This is a genomic window from Nonomuraea sp. GTA35, assembly GCF_041950525.1.
Classification (GTDB): Bacteria; Actinomycetota; Actinomycetes; order Streptosporangiales; family Streptosporangiaceae; genus Nonomuraea.
Genome location: NZ_JBGNUV010000038.1, coordinates 1 through 17,233, shown reverse-complemented (window position 1 = coordinate 17,233; position 17,233 = coordinate 1). Strand labels below are relative to the sequence as shown.

The following is a 17,233-nucleotide window of genomic DNA, read 5'->3' as shown; positions in this document are numbered from 1 at the left end:
CCCCACCGCTCACGCAGTAATCACTGGAGAGCCGGATGATCGGGAAACCATCACGTCCGGTTCGGCGGGAGGCCGCGCGGAAAAGGACCAGCTCACCGCTGACACCTCGCCGCGCGGCCGACCCATCGGGCTGGCTCATGCTCCACCGCCGGCTCGCCCGCGACTACGAGACACGACCCGACCACGCCGCAGCCATGATCCGCCTAGCCTCCATCGACAACCTCACCCGACGCATAACCGGCGAAACCACCCCAACCTGGCGATACGCATAACCGGCAATCAACCACAAGCTTCGCTCTTCAGACGCCCTCTCAGACGGGGCTGTCCCCCTCTTCACCCCCACCATGCACGGCGCGACCTACACCCTGATGGAGACCAGCTCATGACGCTCGTGTGGACGTACGGCCCCGATGACCTGCTGGAGGAACCTGGCCACCAGCTCATCATGCGACTCGACGCGCAGGCATCCGCAGAGCAGTACAGCCACGTGCCACTGAACGTCGGCACCTGCACGTGCGGCGGCATGACGCCCACCCCACCAGAGCCCAAGCAGTCGGTGGGGTGGGACTTCAACGCCCACATCGAGGAGATCCGGGAGGAGACCGCCAAGCAGTCCCGCGCCGCGTGCCTGGCCCGCAACGACGCACCCACCTTTGGGTGCTGGAGCTGTACCCCGAGGAACCCCCGGCCCTGTCGTGCTCCGACCCGGAATGCCAGACCGCCACAGATGATCTGCCGCCCGACTACACCGATCTCCTGGTCGGCGACGTGACCGTGGACGGGCAGGCCGTGCACGTCGAGCAGGACCAGCACAACGCGCCCCGCGAAGTTGACGTGCCGGTGGCGGTCAAGGTGGTGAGCCACGAGCACCGGGGCGGACCCTGGGGCCCCGCCGAGTGGGAGGTATGGGTGGAGATCAGCCCCCGGAAGACGCGGGAGGAGCAGGCCGTGGACGACTGGAACGCCCGACCCGATCGGCACCCCCGTCCGCTACTAGCCGCGCGAGCGCGAGGGGGACAGCAAGACCAGCCAGACCCGCGCCGCCGCTCGACTCCTCGCCAGCGGCCAGGCCGTTGTGTGGCTGGAGGGCGTATCGAGCTGCATCGCCCTCACCCACGTCCAGCCGATCGAGACCGAAGGGACCTCGTCGTGACGTTCCGGCTGGAGCACTGGTGAGCGACAACCTTCCCGAGGTGACCGCCACGGCGGGCAGCGTGCCCGCTGTGGCGGCCCCGGCCGACCGCACCAAGAGCCCATACTGGGCGTACCTCGACTGCCTCGACGGCCGCGAATCCCGCCGCACCATGCAGGGCTGCTTCGACCGGATCGCCCGCCTGATGGCCGACCAGGACCCCGCCGGCATCGCCCCCGCCACGAAGAAGAAGGACAAGGCCGTGCTCGCCATCACCGGCGAGACGATCATGTGGCACCTGCTGCGGGCCGAACACACCCAGCGCATCCGCGCCCTGATCGGCCAGGCGACCAGCCTGAAGAAGGACGGCACCCGCGAGCCGTGGTCGATCGCCTACCGGAACAAGCACGTGGTGGCGCTGCGGCAGGTCCTCGACCGGGCGTGGCTGCTCGGCCTCATGTCCGTGGACGACCGCGACCGCGCCCAGCGCATCGAGCAGTTCGAGGGCAGCACCCTGCCCGCCGGCGGGCACCTGCCGATTGAGCGCGTCGGCGCGCTGATGGCCGCCTGCGACGCCGACCTCGACCCGCCGGACGTCGATGACCCGATCAAGCGGGACGAGCTGCGGCGGGTCGCGCTGCGGGACGCGGCGATGATCGCCGCCCTGTACTCGACCGGCGTGCGCCGGTTCGAGCTCGCCGGGGTGGCGCTGGCCGACTACGACCCGGCGGCCCGCTCGCTGCGCATCCGGGGCAAGCGGAGCAAGGAGCGCATGGTGTACCTGACGGCCAGCGCGGTCGGCCGGATCGAGGCGTAGCTGACCGTGCGCCGCCGCGACGCGGGCGGGCTGTTCCCGCCGTTCACCCCGCGCGGCCGGCACATTCGCCGTGACCAGCAGGGCCGGATCGCCTTCATGGACGCGCGCACGGTCAGCAACGTGCTGGCGGCCCGCGCCGAACTGGCCGGGTTGGACGAGGCCCTGCGGGCTCATGACTTCCGGCGCACGTTCATCGGCAAGCTGCTCGACCCGGGGGTAGACCTGACCACCGCGCAGGCCCTCGTCGGGCACGCCTCACCGGCCACCACGGCGAAGTACGACCGGCGGCCCGAGCGGACGCGCCGCGCGGCCGTGGACAAGCTGGCCACCCCCGAAGCCGTGCCCCTTCCGGGTGCGGCCCCCTCGGCGCCGGAGGACGTCGTGATTCGGTCCTGGCGCATCGGTGGTTCCCACAGCCTGCCTTGTCGTCTGACTGCTAATACGGCCTGGACCTCCTATAGCTACGGCGAGCCGCCACCCCGGCCAGTCCTGAGGGCCAATGAGAGATGTGCGAAGAGTTAGACATCGGTTCCAGTACGTAGTTATCTCAGGTAGTGCATACCTCCGGCAACCCCTTCGAGCTCCTCAATGGTGATCGGGCTGCTGATAGCGCCGGTCTGGGGAGGAGCTCCGAGGTGCGTACCGACTGGGAACAGGATGGGCTGATCAGCGCGTGGACGCTGGTGGAGGGTGATTGGGACCTGGTCGGGGAATAGGCAGGGGCCGGCAGGCTCGGTTTCGCCTTGATCTTGAAGTTTCTACGAGATTGAGGGGCGGTTTCCCGCCTATTCCGAGGAGATACCGGCGGCCGCGGTGCAGTACGTGGCATCGCTGGTGGAGGTCGAGCCGGAGCTGCTGGCGAAGTACTCCTGGCGGGGCCGGACCATTGAGCGTCACCGGGCGCGGATCCGCAAGAGATTCGGTACCCGCCCGGCGACCGAGGACGATGAGGAGCGGCTGGCGCAGTGGCTGGCCGACAAGGTGTGCCCAATCGAGACGAACCGTGATCGCCTGGTCGAGGCGGTGCGCGAGCGGTGCCGGAGCGCCAGGATCGAACCGCCGAGTAGTGGCCAGGTGGAACGGGTGGTCAATTCCGGGTGCCGCCGTTTCGAGGAGGCCTTCGCCGAGCAGGTGATGGCGCGGCTCGGGCCGGCACCGGTTCACCCGCCTCATCGACCAGCCGTACCCGGCGGACGATGCCGCCGTCTCGCTCCTTGACTACCCGCATCTCGACCTCCTCGCCTTGCGGCAGCAGGGATGTGGGTCAACGTATGCGACGAAGACGCGTCAATGAGGAGAAACATCAAGGTCATCCCAAGCGATTGTCCAGATAAGAACCTCTACGGCCGGTTCCGGTTGGACATGGACACCCGGCTCGACCTCACCGCGGCCTGAGCGAATCCCCCGGCGGTCGGGTTCTTGCGGTGGGAGAACAGGCCGGCGGCACCAGGACGGCCAATACGCCACCGATCCACAGCACGCTCACCGTTGAGAGCGCGTCGACGGCCAGGCCGCCGATGAGGGCGCCGAGGGCGATGGACAGGTTGAACATCGACACGTACAGGGAGGACGCGGCCTCGGTGGCGGCCGGTGCGGCGTTCAGGATCCAGGTCTGGAAGGTGACCGGGACGGCGCCGTACCCCAGCCCCCAGACGACGAGGATCACGGCCGCCGAAACGGTGCTGTGATCGGTGATGGCGAGGGTGGCCATGGAAGCGGTGAGGAGCACGGCGATGCCGTACACGGTCTGCCGCAGATGTGTGGTGACCAGGGCGCCGGCGATGAAGTTGCCGCAGATGCCGGCGACGCCGAAGACCAGCAGCAGCACGCTGATCAGGCCGTCGGTCACACCGTCGTCCTGGAGGATCGGCCGGATGAACGTGTAGGCGGTGAAGTGCCCAGTGATGGCCAGGAAGGTCATGGCGATGCCCACGCGCAGTGCGTGGTGTGTCCGGAACACCTTCGGCAGGTCCGCGAATGTCATCGTGCGCTCCGGCGCCATCTTCGGCATCACGACGACCATGCAGGTGAGCGAGGCCAGGCCGAGCACGCCCACGGCCGCGAACGCGGTGCGCCAGCCGCTGAGGTCGCCGAGGAGGGTGCCGGTGGGCACGCCGAGGACGGAGGCGGTCTCGACGCCGCCGAAGACGACGGCGGTGGCGCGCGCGACCTGGTGCTTGGGCACCAGCCGCAGGGCGATGCCTCCGGCCAAGGACCAGAAGCCGCCGACGCTGACGCCGATCAGGAAGCGGGCAAGGAGGACGACGGCGAAGCTGGTGGCGAAGGCGGAGGCGAGGTTGGCCGCGCCCACCATCCCGATCAGCAGGGCCAGCACCAGCCGGCGGTCGATCCGGGCGGTGGCCACGGTGACGATGGGCGCTGCGACGGCGGCGACCAGTCCGGGCACGGTCACCATGAGCGCGGTGGTGCCCTCGGAGACCTTCAACGCGGCGCCGATCGGTGTGAGCAGCCCGACGGGCAGCAGTTCGGACGTCATCAGGGCGAAGATCCCCAGCGTCACGGCAAGGATCGCGAGCCAGCCCCGGACCGGTGAGGGGACGGTGTCCCGGGTCGGGTGCGGGGGCGGGACGTCGATGGATGTCACGGTGTCGGCCTTTCCGATGCGGTCGTGACGCGGGTGGCGGCCGCGGCGATGCGGCCGCCACCCGGGAAGCAGACGGAAGTCGAAGCAGACGGAGGTGCTGCTACTCGGTGCCAGGCGTCTTGCGCGTGGTCACGTTCATGCGGTTCCAGGTGTTGACCGTGAAGATCAACGCGATCAGCTGGGCCAGTTCCTTGTCGTCGAAGTGCCGCGCGGCCTCGTCGTACACCTCGTCCTCGACGCCGTGCGGCAGCAAGGTCACCGCCTCGGTCAGCGCCAGGGCGGCGCGCTCCTTGGCGGTGTAGAGACTGGATTCCTGCCACGCGCTCAGCTGGTAGATGCGCGCCTCGCTCTCACCCGCCCGGCGGGCGTCGCCGGTGTGGTAGTCGATGCAGTACGCGCACCGGTTGATCTGGGAGGCGCGGATCTGCACCAGCTCGACCAGGACCGGGTCCAGCCCTTCGCGGGCCGCTGCGTCCAGGACCAGCACGGCCTTGAAGATCTTGGGTGCGACAGCGGACATGTTCATGCGTGCGGGAATGGCGACGTTCGTCATGCTCCCGACCCTAGAAGCGTGATCGGCCCACGATATGGTGCATTCTCGTGGACATTTTTTGGGTCAATTTTCGGCGCCGGATGTGGCGGTGAGCGGCCTGCCAACGGACGGCGGCAGCGACCTGCACCTGGAGCTCGCCGGTAGCGGCGGCGCGCGCGTGCGGCTGATGCGGGCCTTGCGCGAGGCGATCCGCTCGGGGCGGCTGGCGCCGGGAACCCGGCTGCCGCCCTACCGTGCCCTTGCCCTCGACCTGGGGATCGCTCGCAACACCGTCGCCGCGGCGTACTCGGAGCTCGTCGAGGAAGGCTGGCTCACGTCCCGTCAGGGTTCGGGCACGCAGGTCGCCGACCGCGTCGCGCCCCTGGAGTCCGGCCACCGGCGTTCCCCCGCGCGTCCGTCCCGCGTGCGGATCGTGCACGATCTGATGCCCAGCTCCCCTGACGCGGCCGCCTTCCCGCGTACATCCTGGATCGCCTCGGCCCGCCGCGCGCTGGCCGGCGCGCCCAACGACGCCTTCGGCGTCGGCGACCCCCGAGGCCGGCTGGAGTTGCGCCAGGCGCTGGTGGAGTACCTGGCGCGTACCCGAGGCGTGCGCACGAAGGCGGAGCACATAGTGATCTGCTCGGGATTCGCGCACGGGCTGCGGTTGGTGTGCCAGGTCCTGCGCGGACCGATCGCGGTGGAATCGTACGGGCTCGACTTCCACCGCTCCATCCTCATGGAGGCGGGGCTGACGACCGTGCCACTCGCCGTGGACGGCGACGGCGCGCGCGTCGAGCAACTTCCGGACACCGGTGCGCGAGCCGTCCTGCTGACACCCGCGCATCAGTACCCCACAGGAGGCGCACTGCACCCGCGGCGCCGGGCCGCCGTCATCGACTGGGCCCGCGCGACGGGCGGCCTGCTGCTGGAGGACGACTACGACGGTGAGTTCCGCTACGACCGCGAACCGGTCGGCGCGGTGCAGGGCCTCGACCCCGACCGCGTCGTGTATCTCGGCTCCACGAGCAAGAGCCTGTCACCCGCGCTCCGGCTCGGCTGGATGGCGCTGCCCGGCCGGCTGGTGGACGACGTCGTCGCCGCCAAGGGCCCGCGCGAACTCTCATCAGGCGTCATCGACCAGCTCACCCTCGCCGACTTCATCGCCCGCGGTGCCTACGATCGCCAACTGCGTCGCATGCGCAAGGTCTACCGGCGCCGTCGTGACCTGCTCACGGCCACCCTCGCCGAACGCGCTCCGCACATCACCGTCAGCGGCATCGCCGCGGGCCTGCACGCCGTCCTCGACCTTCCCTCGGGCACCGAGCAAGCGGCACTTCGCGCCGCTCGCCGCCTCGGCCTCGCCCTGGACGGCCTGAGCCCCTACCGGCACCCCGACAGCACGATGCCACCGCGCGACGGCCTGGTCATCGGCTACGGCACACCACCCGAACATGCGATCGCGGCCGTCCTGGACGCCCTCTGCCTTGCCCTGCCCGACCCGCCGTAGAAGCACGTCGCCAGGGCGCCTGACGACACTCAGGAGTGCAGGTGACGTGGGGTGGGACGGCCTGCCGGGGCGCGGGGGACCTGTCCGTTGGCCGGAGATGGTTAGGCGGGCAGCGGCTGGGCTTGGGCGCGCAGCGGTGCCAGCACCGCGGACCAGGCGATGATCTCCTCGAGCATCCGGCCCAGCGCGTCGGCGTGGTGCGGGGCGGGCGTGCAGGTGCCCGGCTGGGTGGGGCCGCGCGGGTCGGTGAAGGTGAAGTCGGTGAACATCGACAGCGCGACCTGGGTGGGCACGTCGGCGATTCTCAGTTCCCTCATGACCTGCCGGAGCTGTTCGACGGCGCGGGTGCCCGCCGCTGGTGCCGTAGCTGACGAATCCGGCGGCCGCCGCCGACCAGCGGCGGGTGTGCGGGCGGGCTTGACCGGCACGGAGCCGAACTGCTGTTCCAGGTTCTCACCGAAAGAGAGGAGACCAACAGCGTCGCAATCGCCTCCAACGAGTCGTTCGGCAAAGCGCACATGTTCGAGCCAACAAGTGTGTGGTTCAGCTGAAACTTCACACGTTGGAGCACCATTCGGGCAGGGGCGGGCGTGCGGTGTGGTCGCGCCATGCGGTCCGGAGGGCTTCGAGTTCGAGCCGAGGGAATGGCGCTCCCCATTTTCCGTGGTAACCGCCTTCGTCATAGCGTCGCGCGACATCGTCGAAGCAGCGGATGACGGCTCGGGCCAGGGTGTCGATCGTTTGCCAGCTGGACCAGATCTCGGTTCCGGCGTTGTCGTGACGGCGGCCGTCGGGCAATTGAAGCAGTCGCACCCAGACGTCGTTGCCGCCTCGATAAAAGATCCAGCGGAAGGCTGTCGGTTCGGCTTCGAACTGGGCCTGTGTCCGCTCTTCGCCGAGCACCAGCCGGGCTGTCGCGGTCAGGAGTTCCTCAGGAGCCGCGGTGATATAGGAGGCGGTGACCTCCACCTCGGCTTGGTCGTCAGCAACGGTGCAGTCGGCCCATCCAGACCCCGCCAGCGTCCAGCGCAATGACATCCGTGTCATGGTCATCCCTGTTCTGGTTGCGCCGTCAGACGGCCTTCGTCGATGTGGTCCGCGAGATAGATCATGACGCCTTCGGGATTCATCCCGAAGGCCGCGGCGACGAATTTGGCGTCCATGGTGTTGACCAGGTCGATCAGGCGGGTGGAGCGGAGCATCCGTGGTGAGATGCCGGCCGGGTCCAAGACGTGGCTGACATAAGCGACCGAGGCCGGGCTCCGGCCCGCTTTGGTGCCCTTGGTGACCATCAGATGCGGGTTACTGGTGTGCTGAGTCGTGCGGTGCGCCATGCACCGCTGCACGGTGCTCCAGCTGGCCGGATCCAAGGGCACGAGGTGGGGGCGTTGCCCGAGACGGATGGCGCGGCTGGCGAGATCGATGTCGTCCAGCCGCAGGTGGCGCACCTCAGCGCTGGAGGCGCCATGCAGCAGGGCGAGGATGCCCAGCAGAGCCTCGTGCGGATGGACAGCCGGGTCGGTGATCCATCTCTGGAAGAGGCGTCGCTGCTGGTCGAGAGTGAGGGTCTTGCCGATGAAGCCCTTGGCCGCCTTCGCCGACAGTCCGCTGGTGGGGTCGATCAGGATCATCTTGTGGGTTTTGGCGAAGCGGAAGAACTGCCGGGCGATCTGCAGCCGCCGGGGCCGGTTCTTGGGCTGGGCGGCCAGGAACGCCTCGATGTCGTGCACGTCGACCAGGGCCCAGTCCTGCTTTCCACGCGCGCTGACGTGCTGGCCCAGATCGCGCAGGGTGGACAGCTTGATGTCGAGGGTGACGTCCGCACGGGGCAGTGTCCCGGCCCGGCGGGCGCGCTCGCGTGAGCGCAGCAGGAAGGTGTTGAAGGCCTCCGCCGCGGGCCGCAGCGGTCCGGGGACGGCGTCGATCCGGCGGCGACGGCGGCCGGCGGCCAGCCGTTCGGCGTGATCGGTGGCCAGCGCCAGATCACGTTCGACGAAGAAGATCTCCAGCCCTCGGGCCAAGGGCCCCATCGAGCGGCCGGGCAAGCGAGCCCGCTCCAACAGGGCTTGGGGGTGGTTGGGGTGCTCGTCGCCCAGCAGCCGGCCCAACTGGCCGATCAGGACGCAGGCTCGGGCCGGAGAGTGACCGGCGGCCAGGTGGCCGATCACCTCGCCGAGCCAGGGCGGCGGGTCGGCCAGCCGGGCGATGAGGTTCTCGCCGGCGACGAAGGGCCGTTCGGGGCGGCGCTGCCAGCAGGCCGAGCACAGGCCGTGGCCGGCATGCGGGCGCAGTCGTCGCAGACGCGCGGCGGGTCCTTCGTCTGGCGAGGGCGTGAACAGGTTCCGCACCAGCCGGTGGCTTGGCGCAGATAGCCCGGGCGGCCGCAGCGCGGGCACGGTTGTTGCGCCGCCCGCTGCCGAGCCTTGCGGGTGCAGTCCCGGCACAGCGTCGCCTCCGGCGAGCGGACGGGATGCCCGCACTCGGTGCAGACGCGCGAGCACGTGATGCACCGGCCGGTGTCGGCCTGCAGCACCCGTTGCTTGCCGCAGCCCGGGCAGGGCGCCTTGGCAGCCGCTTCGTTGAGCCGCCTGAGGCAGCGGCAGCAGTGCAGGCGGCCGATGATGCCCACCGAGCCGCCACAGTCCGCACAGTCGCGTTGCCGTTGGCCCATCGCCGCCCTCCTGCTCAGGTCACAGTGGCGGCATGGACCGGCCGCCGCTGGAAGCGGCCTTGGGCTCGGCTACCGACTGCGGCGGCCGGACGGGCCGCTCGACGGGGGTGGTGTCCACCTCGAACAGATCGTTGGGGCTGCACTCCAGCGCAGTGCACAACGCGGCCAGGGTGGACAGCTTGACCTGCGTGGGTTCCTTGGTCAGCAGCGCCGACACCGACGCCGCCGATAGCTCCAGCCCGGCCTTGTCGGCCAGCAGCCGCCGCAGCTGAGCGCCGGTCCACACCTCGCGCTGCGCGGCGGCCATCCGCAGTTTCCACCGGATCTTCATGCGATCGAGTCTCCCTGCCCGGTCAGCTCGCCCAGGGCGCTGGTCACCGCCCGGCGATAGGCGTCTTCGATGAAGGTGGCCGACGTCCGGACATAGCGCATCGTCGAGCTCACCGTCCAGTGTCCGAGCAGTTGCTGGATGGCCACCAGGTCCACGCCGCGCTCGTAGTTGTGGGTGGCACACGCCCGGCGCAACGCATGCGGGCTGAACCACTCTTCCTTCGGCCGTCCCTCCAACTGCATGAGATAACGCAGCCGGTTACGGATGGTGCCGCGATGCAGCGCCCCGCCGGACTCATCAGCGAACAGCACCGCCGAGTCGGGGAAGCGGCCACGCACGTCATTGAGGAACCAGCGCAGCACCAGATCCAGCCCGTCCAGCATCGGCACCCACCGCGGCCGCGGTCCGGAGGTGCGGGCGCCCTTGCCGAAGCGGACATGCAGCTTGCCGAACGGGCCCCGATTGAAGTGCACATCCGGCCGATCCAGCAGCGCGGCCTCCTCCGACCGCAGCCCAGCGTGATACAGGGTGCGAAACAGCGCATAATCCCGCGCCGCCGGACCGTACTTGCGGGCGGTGGCGATCCGGCCCTTGAGGAAGTCGAAGAAGCCGCTCACCCGCTCAGGCGTCGGCGGCGGCAGCTCGGCCGGCGAGTCGTCGCCGACATGCCGGGAGGCGTTGAACTCATCCACCGGACAGACCAACCGCACCCCGAACGCGGCCTTGATCTCGGCAGCCTTCCGCACCTGCAGAAACCGGTGAAAGCCCTTGAAGATCTGCACATACTCACGCCGCGTCGAGGCGGCGCGACCGGCCACCGCCAGGTCACCGACCACCCGGTCGATGTCTTCCGGGGTGACCTCCCAGGCCGGACGACCCAGCGCAGCCAAGGTCCGCTCCAGTAGCCCGGTGTCGTTCTCGATGGTCACCGGGCTGAACCCGCGAGCCGTCCACGACGCCACGAACGCCTCGACACATCGCGCCTGATACTCCATCGGGTCACTGGCCAGAGGCTCTATCGGGAGCGCCCCGCCCTCCAGCACCCGCAGTCGAGACCGCGCCACCGGCACACCTTCCTCACACCGGAAGAATTAAGGCAGCGCCTAACATACGCCTCTCACACTTCACGAATCAAGGAAACGAGAAAGAACCCAGAAGGCCCAGCTAGCAGCCGGGATTCTCCGGCAGGAACATGTGCCACCCCCAGATGGCTGGACCAAGACCTTCACCGACCCGCGGCTCTGCGCCGCCATCGTCGACCGGCTCACCTACAACGCCACCATCATCGAGACGGGCACCGAGTCCTACCGGCTTGCCCAGACCCGCGCCCAGGCTACCGCCGCCACCGTGGCGGGCAAGGCCTCTGCCTGATCTGTTTCCTGGCTCTTCCTCGACAACGTCCGACCCGCCGTTGGGAGGAGCGGGTCAGATGCAGCGCCCGCAGGCCAAGCCGAGGACGAACGATCTTGACGCGGGAGCCGTGGCGATCATCGCAGCCTCGAGGAAGGACACGAGACGACCAGTCACCCCGGAACGCCGTCGCTGACCTCGTCGCGGGCCGCGGGCGCCGCGCCTTTCCGCTGGCCGGCGGGCCTGGCGCTGCGTAGGCCGAAGGCGGAGACCGCTGCTCCCAGCAGCACCATGACCACCGGAACGACGAGCGCGGTGCGGTAGGCGTCCAGCACCGCGCCCGGCGAGCCATCGGTGCCGGCCGCGGCGATTCCGTACACCGCGGTCACAGCGGAGATCCCGACCGCCGAGCCGAACTGGGTGAAGGTGTACAGCAGACCGCTGGCCAGGCCCTGCTCCTCCTCCGCCACGCTGTTGGTCGCCGCGATCGTGAGCGGACCGTAGGCGAGGGCGAAGGCGGTGCCCGAGATGATCAGGGTGGGGAACATCGCCGCGTATGACCAGTCCATCTCCACCGTCAGGAAGAGCCCGTAGGAGACGATCGCCAGCAGGAAGCCGCCGAAAATCACCCGGGCGTGGCCGTAGCGGTTCACCAGGCGAGGGGTGAGGATGGGAGCCAGCACGGCGTCGCAGCCCATGGCGATCAGCGCGATCGCGGTCTGCAGGGAGGACCAGCCGCGCAGTTCCTGCAGGTAGAGCGTGACGATGAACTGGAAGCCGAAGAACGCGCCCAGAAAGAGTAGCGCGGCGAGGTTGGCCCGGACCATCGCGGCCTTGCGGAAGATCCCCAGCCGGACGAGCGGCGTTTTGGCGCGCCGTTCGATCACGATGAACATCGCCACTAGCGCCAGACCGGCGGCGAATGCGCCGATGGTCAGCCCGAGCCCTTCGCCGCGGTGCTCGAGCCGGACGATGCCGTAGGCGAGTAGCAGCATCGCAGCGGCGGCGCTGGCCGCGCCGGCCAGGTCGTAGCCGCGATGCGCGGGCTCAGGGCGGGCCTCGGCGGGCAGGAGCCTGAGCGCCGCGAGCAGGATGGCGCCGGCCAAGAACACCGGGGCGAAGAACACCCAGCGCCAGCCGAGTTCGGTCAGCAGCCCGCCGATGACGAGGCCCAGCGAGAAGCCGCCGGCGCCGACGCCGGCGAAGACCAGCAGGGCCTTATTGCGCTGCGGCCCCTCCGGATACGAGGTCGTGATGATCGACATGGCGGCGGGGGTCATGAAGGCCGCTGCCACACCGGTGACGAAGCGGGCCACGACCAGCATCCATCCGTCGGTCGCGAAGCCGCCCAGCATGGAGAAGACCAGGAAGACGCTCAGCCAGGTGAGGAACATCCGTCGCCTGCCCAGCAGATCGGCGGCGCGGCCGCCGAGCAGGGTGAAACCGGCGTAGCCGAGCACGTAGCCGCTCATCACCCACGCCGCGGTGCCGGTGGTCAGGCCGAGGTCGGCGCGGATGGTGGGGATGGCGACGGCCAGCATGGCGACGTCGCTGCCCTCGAGGAAGATGGTGCCGCACAGGACGAGCAGCAGGGCCCAGGCTCGTCCGCTCATGCGGGCCGCGGGAACGGTGGACACGGATGCGCTCTCAGCCGTTGAGTCGGTTGGTCACGTCCGGTTCATCAGCAGCGGACGCCGTCCGTCGGGCAAGCTGTACGAGCCCAGCCGCATCGCCCGTGTCCGCGCGTCGAACCATCCATCCCAAGGCCTTCACGATCAACATGGCCGCGACCGTACCAAGCAGCCGGCGACCCCGACCACACCTTTTATCTGTACCCGCAGGGACGATCGTCCATCGGCGTGCCGCGCCGCTGCTGAATCTCGCGGGTGGTCGGACCCCGGCCAACAACGCCCTGGGCCACGTACTCGTCCACCGCTGCGGCGTACTCGGCGCTCGATCGCCGCAGTTCACGCAACTCCTGCGCCCGGCACGCGGGCGAGCAATAGCGTCGCGAGGACCGCGAGTCCTCTGGCAGCAGGAGGCCGGCCCGGCGCCTGCAGCAGCCGGTACGTCATCTCGGCCCGTTGCCTGAACCCGCCGAACACCGCGTCGAGCGCCGACACGAACGTCTGCAGATCCTTGATCACCTGGGCGCCCAGCAGCTTGGTCATCGCCCCTGCCATCAGCCCGAACCCGGCGTTGAGCAGCCGGAACGCGCTGCGACCTCCCGCCTTGGCGGGGGCCGTCAGCAGCTTGATGAACCGGCCGTCGAGGAAGCGCCCGAGCCGCTCCGGCGCGTCGAGGAAGTCGAGCGCCGAGCGCGAGGGCGGCGTGTCCACGATGATCAGGTCCCACTCGTCGGAGCGGCGGAGCTGGCCCAGCTTCTCCATGGCCATGTACTCCTGCGTGCCGGAGAAGCTGGACGACAGGGACTGGTAGAAGGGGTTCGACAGGATCTGGCGGGCCCGTACGGGATCGGCGTGCGCCTCGATGATCTCGTCGAACGTGCGCTTCATGTCGAGCATCATCGCGTAGAGCTGGCCACCGCCCTCGGGCGCCCGGTCCTGTCGAGGTAGTGCTGTCCCGTACGGAAGTAGGACAGGACGGTCGTCGCCCCGCCGACCAGGCAGGACCGCGTCTCCTCGAAGGCGTCCAGGCAGTTCGCGCACGTCCGATCCGCCGCACGCTGGCCCACGCCCCGATTGTCGCAAGCCGCGGGCCGACTCCACCCCGGTCGAGTGCGGCCGCTCCCGGCAGACCGCCCAGCGCTCAGACCTGGCAGGCTGGGCCGAATACGGCTGCTGCCCCTCCCACTCGCGCTTCTTCTGGGGGCTGCGCCTGCACCTGCTGTGCACCCTGGGCGGCCTGCCCGTCGCCTTCGCCCTGACCGGCGCCAAGGCCGAGGAACGCACCACCCTGCTCGGCATGCTCGCCACCGACCCCGACCCCGACCCCGACCCGCTGGCCCGCCACCGCGGCCAGGACCTGATCGCCGACATGCAGTACTACGGCCGCGACTTCGAGCACTCCCTGACCACCGCATGAGTGCGCCTGTTACGCAAGGCCCGCAAAGGCGAGCCCCCACGAGCCGGCGCGCACCTGTTCAAACCCCTGCGCCAGACCATCGAGTCGATCAACCAGACCCTCAAAGGCCAGCTCGACCTGGAACGCCACGGAGGACGGACGTTCGCCGGCGTCACCATCCGCGTGATCGTACGCATCCTGGCCCTGACCACTGTCATCTGGCACACGACAAGACCGGCCAGCCCACCGCCCGATCACTCACCGCCTACGATCACTGATCCCAACCCCTTGGAATCAATCATCTAGTCGGGAGGGGTGGGCTTGGCGTTGCTCCAGCCCGTGTCCAAGACCGCCCGGTAGCTCAGCGTCCTGCCGGGAACCTGCCACTTCTGGCTTTTGGGGCCTGGTTCAAGCTGGATGTCACGGCTGCCCAGGACCTTGCCGGTCTTCTGGTCGAAGAGCACCTCCCGCTGGATCTTCCCACGGCCATCGGCGCTGTCGAATGGGACCGCGAGGCCAACCGCCGACCGGCCGAGCGGATCCGTGACGGCGCCTAGCTGCCGCACGCCCGGATAATCGGTGATCAGACGCATGAGACCGGCTCGCACCTTGGGCGGCACGGGCGTATCTACGAGGGCGAAGTAGACCCGGCCGAGCACCCCTGTAGGGCCATTGCAGCGCCTCGGCGCTCCAGACCCGCCCGCTATGAACTTGACCGAGCCTTCGCACAGCAGCTTGCGCAGCTCTCCGGGGTCGGTAGGCAGCTCTTGGAGCTCCTGATAGGTGAACTGGCCGACGCCGCCGATGAGGAATGTGCCGCCGCCCTGGCCGTTCGGATGTTCCTCCTGCCAGGCACCCGACTTCGTCCTGACGGTCCTGCTCGCTCCCGACGAGCCCACCGTCCAGCTCGAAGGGGAACCCGCCGCGCGCCAGGCATCGGCGTCGGTGCTGGTCTGGGGCTTACCCGCGACGGAGCGGCCGTAGAAGGACTGGCCGTCGCCGCGGGCGCGCCCCGTCCATCTGAGGGTCTCGCGGCGCTCCTCCACGACGTAGCCACCGGTCCTGCCGAGCGCGAGCGCCACGAAGGCGGAGCGCTGGTGGGTGTACCAGTAGCGGCCCTGCTGTTGCAGCTCCGCCTGAGAGGCGGCGGCCAGCATCATGTCGCGAGGCGACAGAGCGCCAGGGATGGCCTGCACGCCTGTCGATGGTCGTGCGGGATCGTCGTGGGCGAGCGTCATCCCCGCTGCCACGGCCGCGGCCGTGGCAGCGGCTACCAAGCCGAGCGGCATGCGCCACGTACGGCGAGAGCGTGGCCGTGCGGTGTCGTCCTGGCTCAACATCCGGGTACGGGCGGCCGTCGCGGCCTCTGCGGAAGGCGGGGCCGGGTCGTCGTACACCCCACGTACGAGATGCAGCTCGTTCATTGATGTGTCTCCTCCTCGTCAAACAGCGGGTTCGTTCCGCCCAGCGCCTTGCGTAGCTTCTTGCGAGCCCGGTTGAGCCGTGAGGACACCGTGCCGAAGGGCACGTCCAGAGCCTGCGCCACCTCGTCGTAGCTCAGCCCCGAGAGCGCCACCAGCAGCAGCACGTCACGCTGGTCCGCGGGCAGGGCGGCGATGGCCCTGGCCAGCATGCCTTTGACGGCTTGCGCGCTCACCTTCGCCGTCACCTCGTCCTCGTGGCCTCGGGCCGAGTTCGCCTCCGGATGCAGCCGGTCCACGGCACGAAGGAGGCGCACCTCATTGCGGCGGTGCCGGCTGATGAGGTTGGTCGCGATGCCGTAGAGCCAGGGGCGGGCACTGCGGCGGCTCATGTCGTAGCGGCGACGCTGACGGAAGGCGAGGGCGAACGTCTCAGCGGAGACATCGTCGGCGGCGTGCGGACCAAGCCTGCGGGATACGTACCGGTGAATCTCCGCGTAGTGCGCGTCGAAGACGGCGCCGAAATGCTCGGGTTCGTCCCAGGACCGCTCGATCACCACGGCGTCGTCCTGCGACGGTGGGGCGTCGCCCGGGGGATCGGCCAAATAGGGCTCATTCATTCACAGGCCTTGAGGTCGACGGGACATCGGTCACCTGTTGTTGTCCGCAGGCCGCTTTCGCCTTCCCCTGAATTTCGGCGCGCCGGCTGGGAGCAGTCTCAGCGTGGCCCCGTCCCATAGGCCCGCTCGGCAGCGACACGAACAGCTCCGCGGCCACCTCTTGGCTGGAGCGCCCCGGGCCACCAGCCGTACGACGTCCAGCTCGCGGTCGGTCAGCGGGTCGTTCGCGGGGAGCGCCGGGGCCTGCCGGGGCTGGGCCAGGTGCTGCAGCAGCCGTACGGTCACCGACGGAGACACCAGCGCGTCACCCACCGCGGCCGCCCGGACGGCCTCGATGAGCAGCGCAGGCCCGCTGTCCTTGAGCAGGAACCCGGTGGCGCCGGAGCGCAGGGCTCCGTAGACGTACTCGCCGAGGTCGAAGGTGGTGACGATGACCACCCGCAGCGGGTTGTCCACCCCGGGCCCGGCCAGGATGCGGGTCACCTCGATCCCGTCCAGCATGGGCATCCTGATGTCGAGCAGGCACACGTCAGGTCGCAGGCGTCTGGCCTCCGAGACGGCCGCGGCGCCATCCGAGACCGCAGCCCACCTCCATGTCCGATTGAGCGTCCACCATCATCTGAAAGCCGGTGCGTACCATCTGCTGGTCGTCGGCGATCAGAACCCGCATGGTCACGGCACCAACTCTAAAGATCAACCGTTCGGCCGATGAGGCGATGGACTCACAGCCGATGCCGACGCCGATCCGGAACCGCAAAATCAACTCCATGGCACACGACAACCCCCGCTCGGTGCGGAGAAGGCCGATACTTCTGGCCGCCGTCGCGGGACTGCTCGCCCTCACGACCTCCATCGCCTCGGCGCCGGCCCCCGCAGCTGCCGCGGCACCCGACACGCCGTATCTCCCGAAGCCGACCGGCCCCCACCGGGTCGGCACGACATCCCTGCACCTGACCGACACCTCCCGCCCCGACCCGTGGGTCTCCTCGGCCAAGACGAGGGAGCTCATGGTCTCCCTGTGGTACCCGACGGCAGCGCGTGCCGAACGGCGCGCGCCGTACGTCACACCCAAGGAATCCGAACTGCTCTTGAAGGGCTCGGGAATCAAGGAACTGGAGAACATACCCCCTAAGGCGCTCAGCCGGACACGGACGAACGCCTTCGCCGACGCCGAGCCGTCGGGACGCCGGCGAAGCCTGCCGCTCGTAGTGCTGTCGCCC

Annotated in this window: 16 protein-coding genes and 6 pseudogenes; 10 read left to right on the top strand and 12 right to left on the bottom strand. The window is 69.3% G+C overall.

Going from position 1 to position 17,233, the window contains the following annotated elements:
- Positions 1–128: 128 nt before the first annotated feature.
- The 5 genes and pseudogenes from ACBJ32_RS58935 to ACBJ32_RS58915 form a co-directional block, all read left to right on the top strand.
- Positions 129–272: pseudogene (locus ACBJ32_RS58935) on the top strand (IS5/IS1182 family transposase); the annotation flags it as partial.
- A gap of 110 nt (positions 273–382) precedes the next feature.
- Positions 383–772, top strand: a complete 390-nt coding sequence (locus tag ACBJ32_RS58930; RefSeq protein ID WP_375134327.1) for a hypothetical protein — start codon at positions 383–385, stop codon at positions 770–772.
- A 400-nt stretch (positions 773–1,172) separates the two neighbouring features.
- A complete protein-coding gene (locus ACBJ32_RS58925) occupies positions 1,173–1,949 on the top strand; it encodes a hypothetical protein (RefSeq protein WP_375134326.1) in 777 nt (258 codons plus the stop codon).
- A 6-nt stretch (positions 1,950–1,955) separates the two neighbouring features.
- Positions 1,956–2,471, top strand: coding sequence for a tyrosine-type recombinase/integrase (locus ACBJ32_RS58920; protein WP_375134325.1), 516 nt, complete (start codon positions 1,956–1,958; stop codon positions 2,469–2,471).
- 300 nt (positions 2,472–2,771) lie between these two features.
- The gene (locus ACBJ32_RS58915; protein ID WP_375134324.1) at positions 2,772–3,167 is read left to right on the top strand and encodes a DUF4158 domain-containing protein; all 396 of its coding nucleotides are present in this window, start codon (positions 2,772–2,774) and stop codon (positions 3,165–3,167) included.
- Between the two features lie 163 nt (positions 3,168–3,330).
- Here ACBJ32_RS58915 and ACBJ32_RS58910 read toward each other — a convergent pair whose 3' ends face one another.
- Entirely contained in the window at positions 3,331–4,554 is a 1,224-nt protein-coding gene (locus ACBJ32_RS58910; RefSeq protein WP_375134323.1) for an MFS transporter, read from the bottom strand.
- Between the two features lie 100 nt (positions 4,555–4,654).
- Complete coding sequence (locus ACBJ32_RS58905; RefSeq protein ID WP_375134322.1) at positions 4,655–5,107, bottom strand: carboxymuconolactone decarboxylase family protein; 453 nt, start codon at positions 5,105–5,107, stop codon at positions 4,655–4,657.
- A gap of 88 nt (positions 5,108–5,195) precedes the next feature.
- On the opposite strand from ACBJ32_RS58905, the gene ACBJ32_RS58900 reads away from it, so the two are divergent.
- Positions 5,196–6,596 (top strand): PLP-dependent aminotransferase family protein, encoded by a 1,401-nt coding sequence (locus ACBJ32_RS58900; RefSeq protein ID WP_375134321.1) that lies wholly within the window; start codon positions 5,196–5,198, stop codon positions 6,594–6,596.
- A gap of 101 nt (positions 6,597–6,697) precedes the next feature.
- Here the strand turns inward: ACBJ32_RS58900 and ACBJ32_RS58895 are convergent, their stop codons facing one another.
- Positions 6,698–6,913 (bottom strand): hypothetical protein, encoded by a 216-nt coding sequence (locus ACBJ32_RS58895; protein ID WP_375134320.1) that lies wholly within the window; start codon positions 6,911–6,913, stop codon positions 6,698–6,700.
- 99 nt (positions 6,914–7,012) lie between these two features.
- Here ACBJ32_RS58895 and ACBJ32_RS58890 point away from each other — a divergent pair.
- Positions 7,013–7,102 (top strand): annotated as a pseudogene (locus tag ACBJ32_RS58890) (AAA family ATPase); the annotation flags it as partial.
- A 49-nt stretch (positions 7,103–7,151) separates the two neighbouring features.
- On the opposite strand, the gene ACBJ32_RS58885 reads toward ACBJ32_RS58890, so the two are convergent.
- From ACBJ32_RS58885 to ACBJ32_RS58870, 4 genes are all read right to left on the bottom strand, one after another.
- A complete protein-coding gene (locus ACBJ32_RS58885) occupies positions 7,152–7,634 on the bottom strand; it encodes a hypothetical protein (protein WP_375134319.1) in 483 nt (160 codons plus the stop codon).
- 11 nt (positions 7,635–7,645) lie between these two features.
- Positions 7,646–8,944: a tyrosine-type recombinase/integrase gene (locus tag ACBJ32_RS58880; protein ID WP_375134318.1), complete on the bottom strand. Its 1,299-nt coding sequence runs from the start codon at positions 8,942–8,944 to the stop codon at positions 7,646–7,648.
- Between the two features lie 342 nt (positions 8,945–9,286).
- Positions 9,287–9,598: a helix-turn-helix domain-containing protein gene (locus ACBJ32_RS58875; protein WP_375134317.1), complete on the bottom strand. Its 312-nt coding sequence runs from the start codon at positions 9,596–9,598 to the stop codon at positions 9,287–9,289.
- Positions 9,595–10,527: a tyrosine-type recombinase/integrase gene (locus ACBJ32_RS58870; RefSeq protein WP_375134316.1), complete on the bottom strand. Its 933-nt coding sequence runs from the start codon at positions 10,525–10,527 to the stop codon at positions 9,595–9,597. Before ACBJ32_RS58870 ends, ACBJ32_RS58875 begins: the two co-directional genes overlap by 4 nt.
- A gap of 280 nt (positions 10,528–10,807) precedes the next feature.
- Here ACBJ32_RS58870 and ACBJ32_RS58865 point away from each other — a divergent pair.
- Positions 10,808–10,969 (top strand): annotated as a pseudogene (locus ACBJ32_RS58865) (ATP-binding protein); the annotation flags it as partial.
- Between the two features lie 152 nt (positions 10,970–11,121).
- On the opposite strand, the gene ACBJ32_RS58860 reads toward ACBJ32_RS58865, so the two are convergent.
- Together ACBJ32_RS58860 and ACBJ32_RS58855 are read right to left on the bottom strand one after the other, a co-directional pair.
- The gene (locus ACBJ32_RS58860; protein WP_375134315.1) at positions 11,122–12,561 is read right to left on the bottom strand and encodes an MFS transporter; all 1,440 of its coding nucleotides are present in this window, start codon (positions 12,559–12,561) and stop codon (positions 11,122–11,124) included.
- Between the two features lie 432 nt (positions 12,562–12,993).
- Positions 12,994–13,677 (bottom strand): annotated as a pseudogene (locus tag ACBJ32_RS58855) (ArsA family ATPase); the annotation flags it as partial.
- A gap of 316 nt (positions 13,678–13,993) precedes the next feature.
- Here ACBJ32_RS58855 and ACBJ32_RS58850 point away from each other — a divergent pair.
- The gene (locus ACBJ32_RS58850; protein WP_375134314.1) at positions 13,994–14,278 is read left to right on the top strand and encodes a hypothetical protein; all 285 of its coding nucleotides are present in this window, start codon (positions 13,994–13,996) and stop codon (positions 14,276–14,278) included.
- Here ACBJ32_RS58850 and ACBJ32_RS58845 read toward each other — a convergent pair.
- From ACBJ32_RS58845 to ACBJ32_RS58835, 3 genes and pseudogenes are all read right to left on the bottom strand, one after another.
- Positions 14,275–15,396: a CU044_5270 family protein gene (locus ACBJ32_RS58845; protein WP_375134313.1), complete on the bottom strand. Its 1,122-nt coding sequence runs from the start codon at positions 15,394–15,396 to the stop codon at positions 14,275–14,277. The genes ACBJ32_RS58850 and ACBJ32_RS58845 overlap by 4 nt on opposite strands.
- Positions 15,393–16,013 carry an RNA polymerase sigma factor gene (locus ACBJ32_RS58840; RefSeq protein ID WP_375134312.1) on the bottom strand — a complete coding sequence of 207 codons (621 nt, stop codon included), beginning with the start codon at positions 16,011–16,013 and terminating at the stop codon, positions 15,393–15,395. Before ACBJ32_RS58840 ends, ACBJ32_RS58845 begins: the two co-directional genes overlap by 4 nt.
- Positions 16,006–16,689 (bottom strand): annotated as a pseudogene (locus ACBJ32_RS58835) (response regulator). Before ACBJ32_RS58835 ends, ACBJ32_RS58840 begins: the two are co-directional and overlap by 8 nt.
- A gap of 91 nt (positions 16,690–16,780) precedes the next feature.
- Here ACBJ32_RS58835 and ACBJ32_RS58830 point away from each other — a divergent pair.
- Positions 16,781–17,233 (top strand): annotated as a pseudogene (locus tag ACBJ32_RS58830) (acetylhydrolase); the annotation flags it as partial.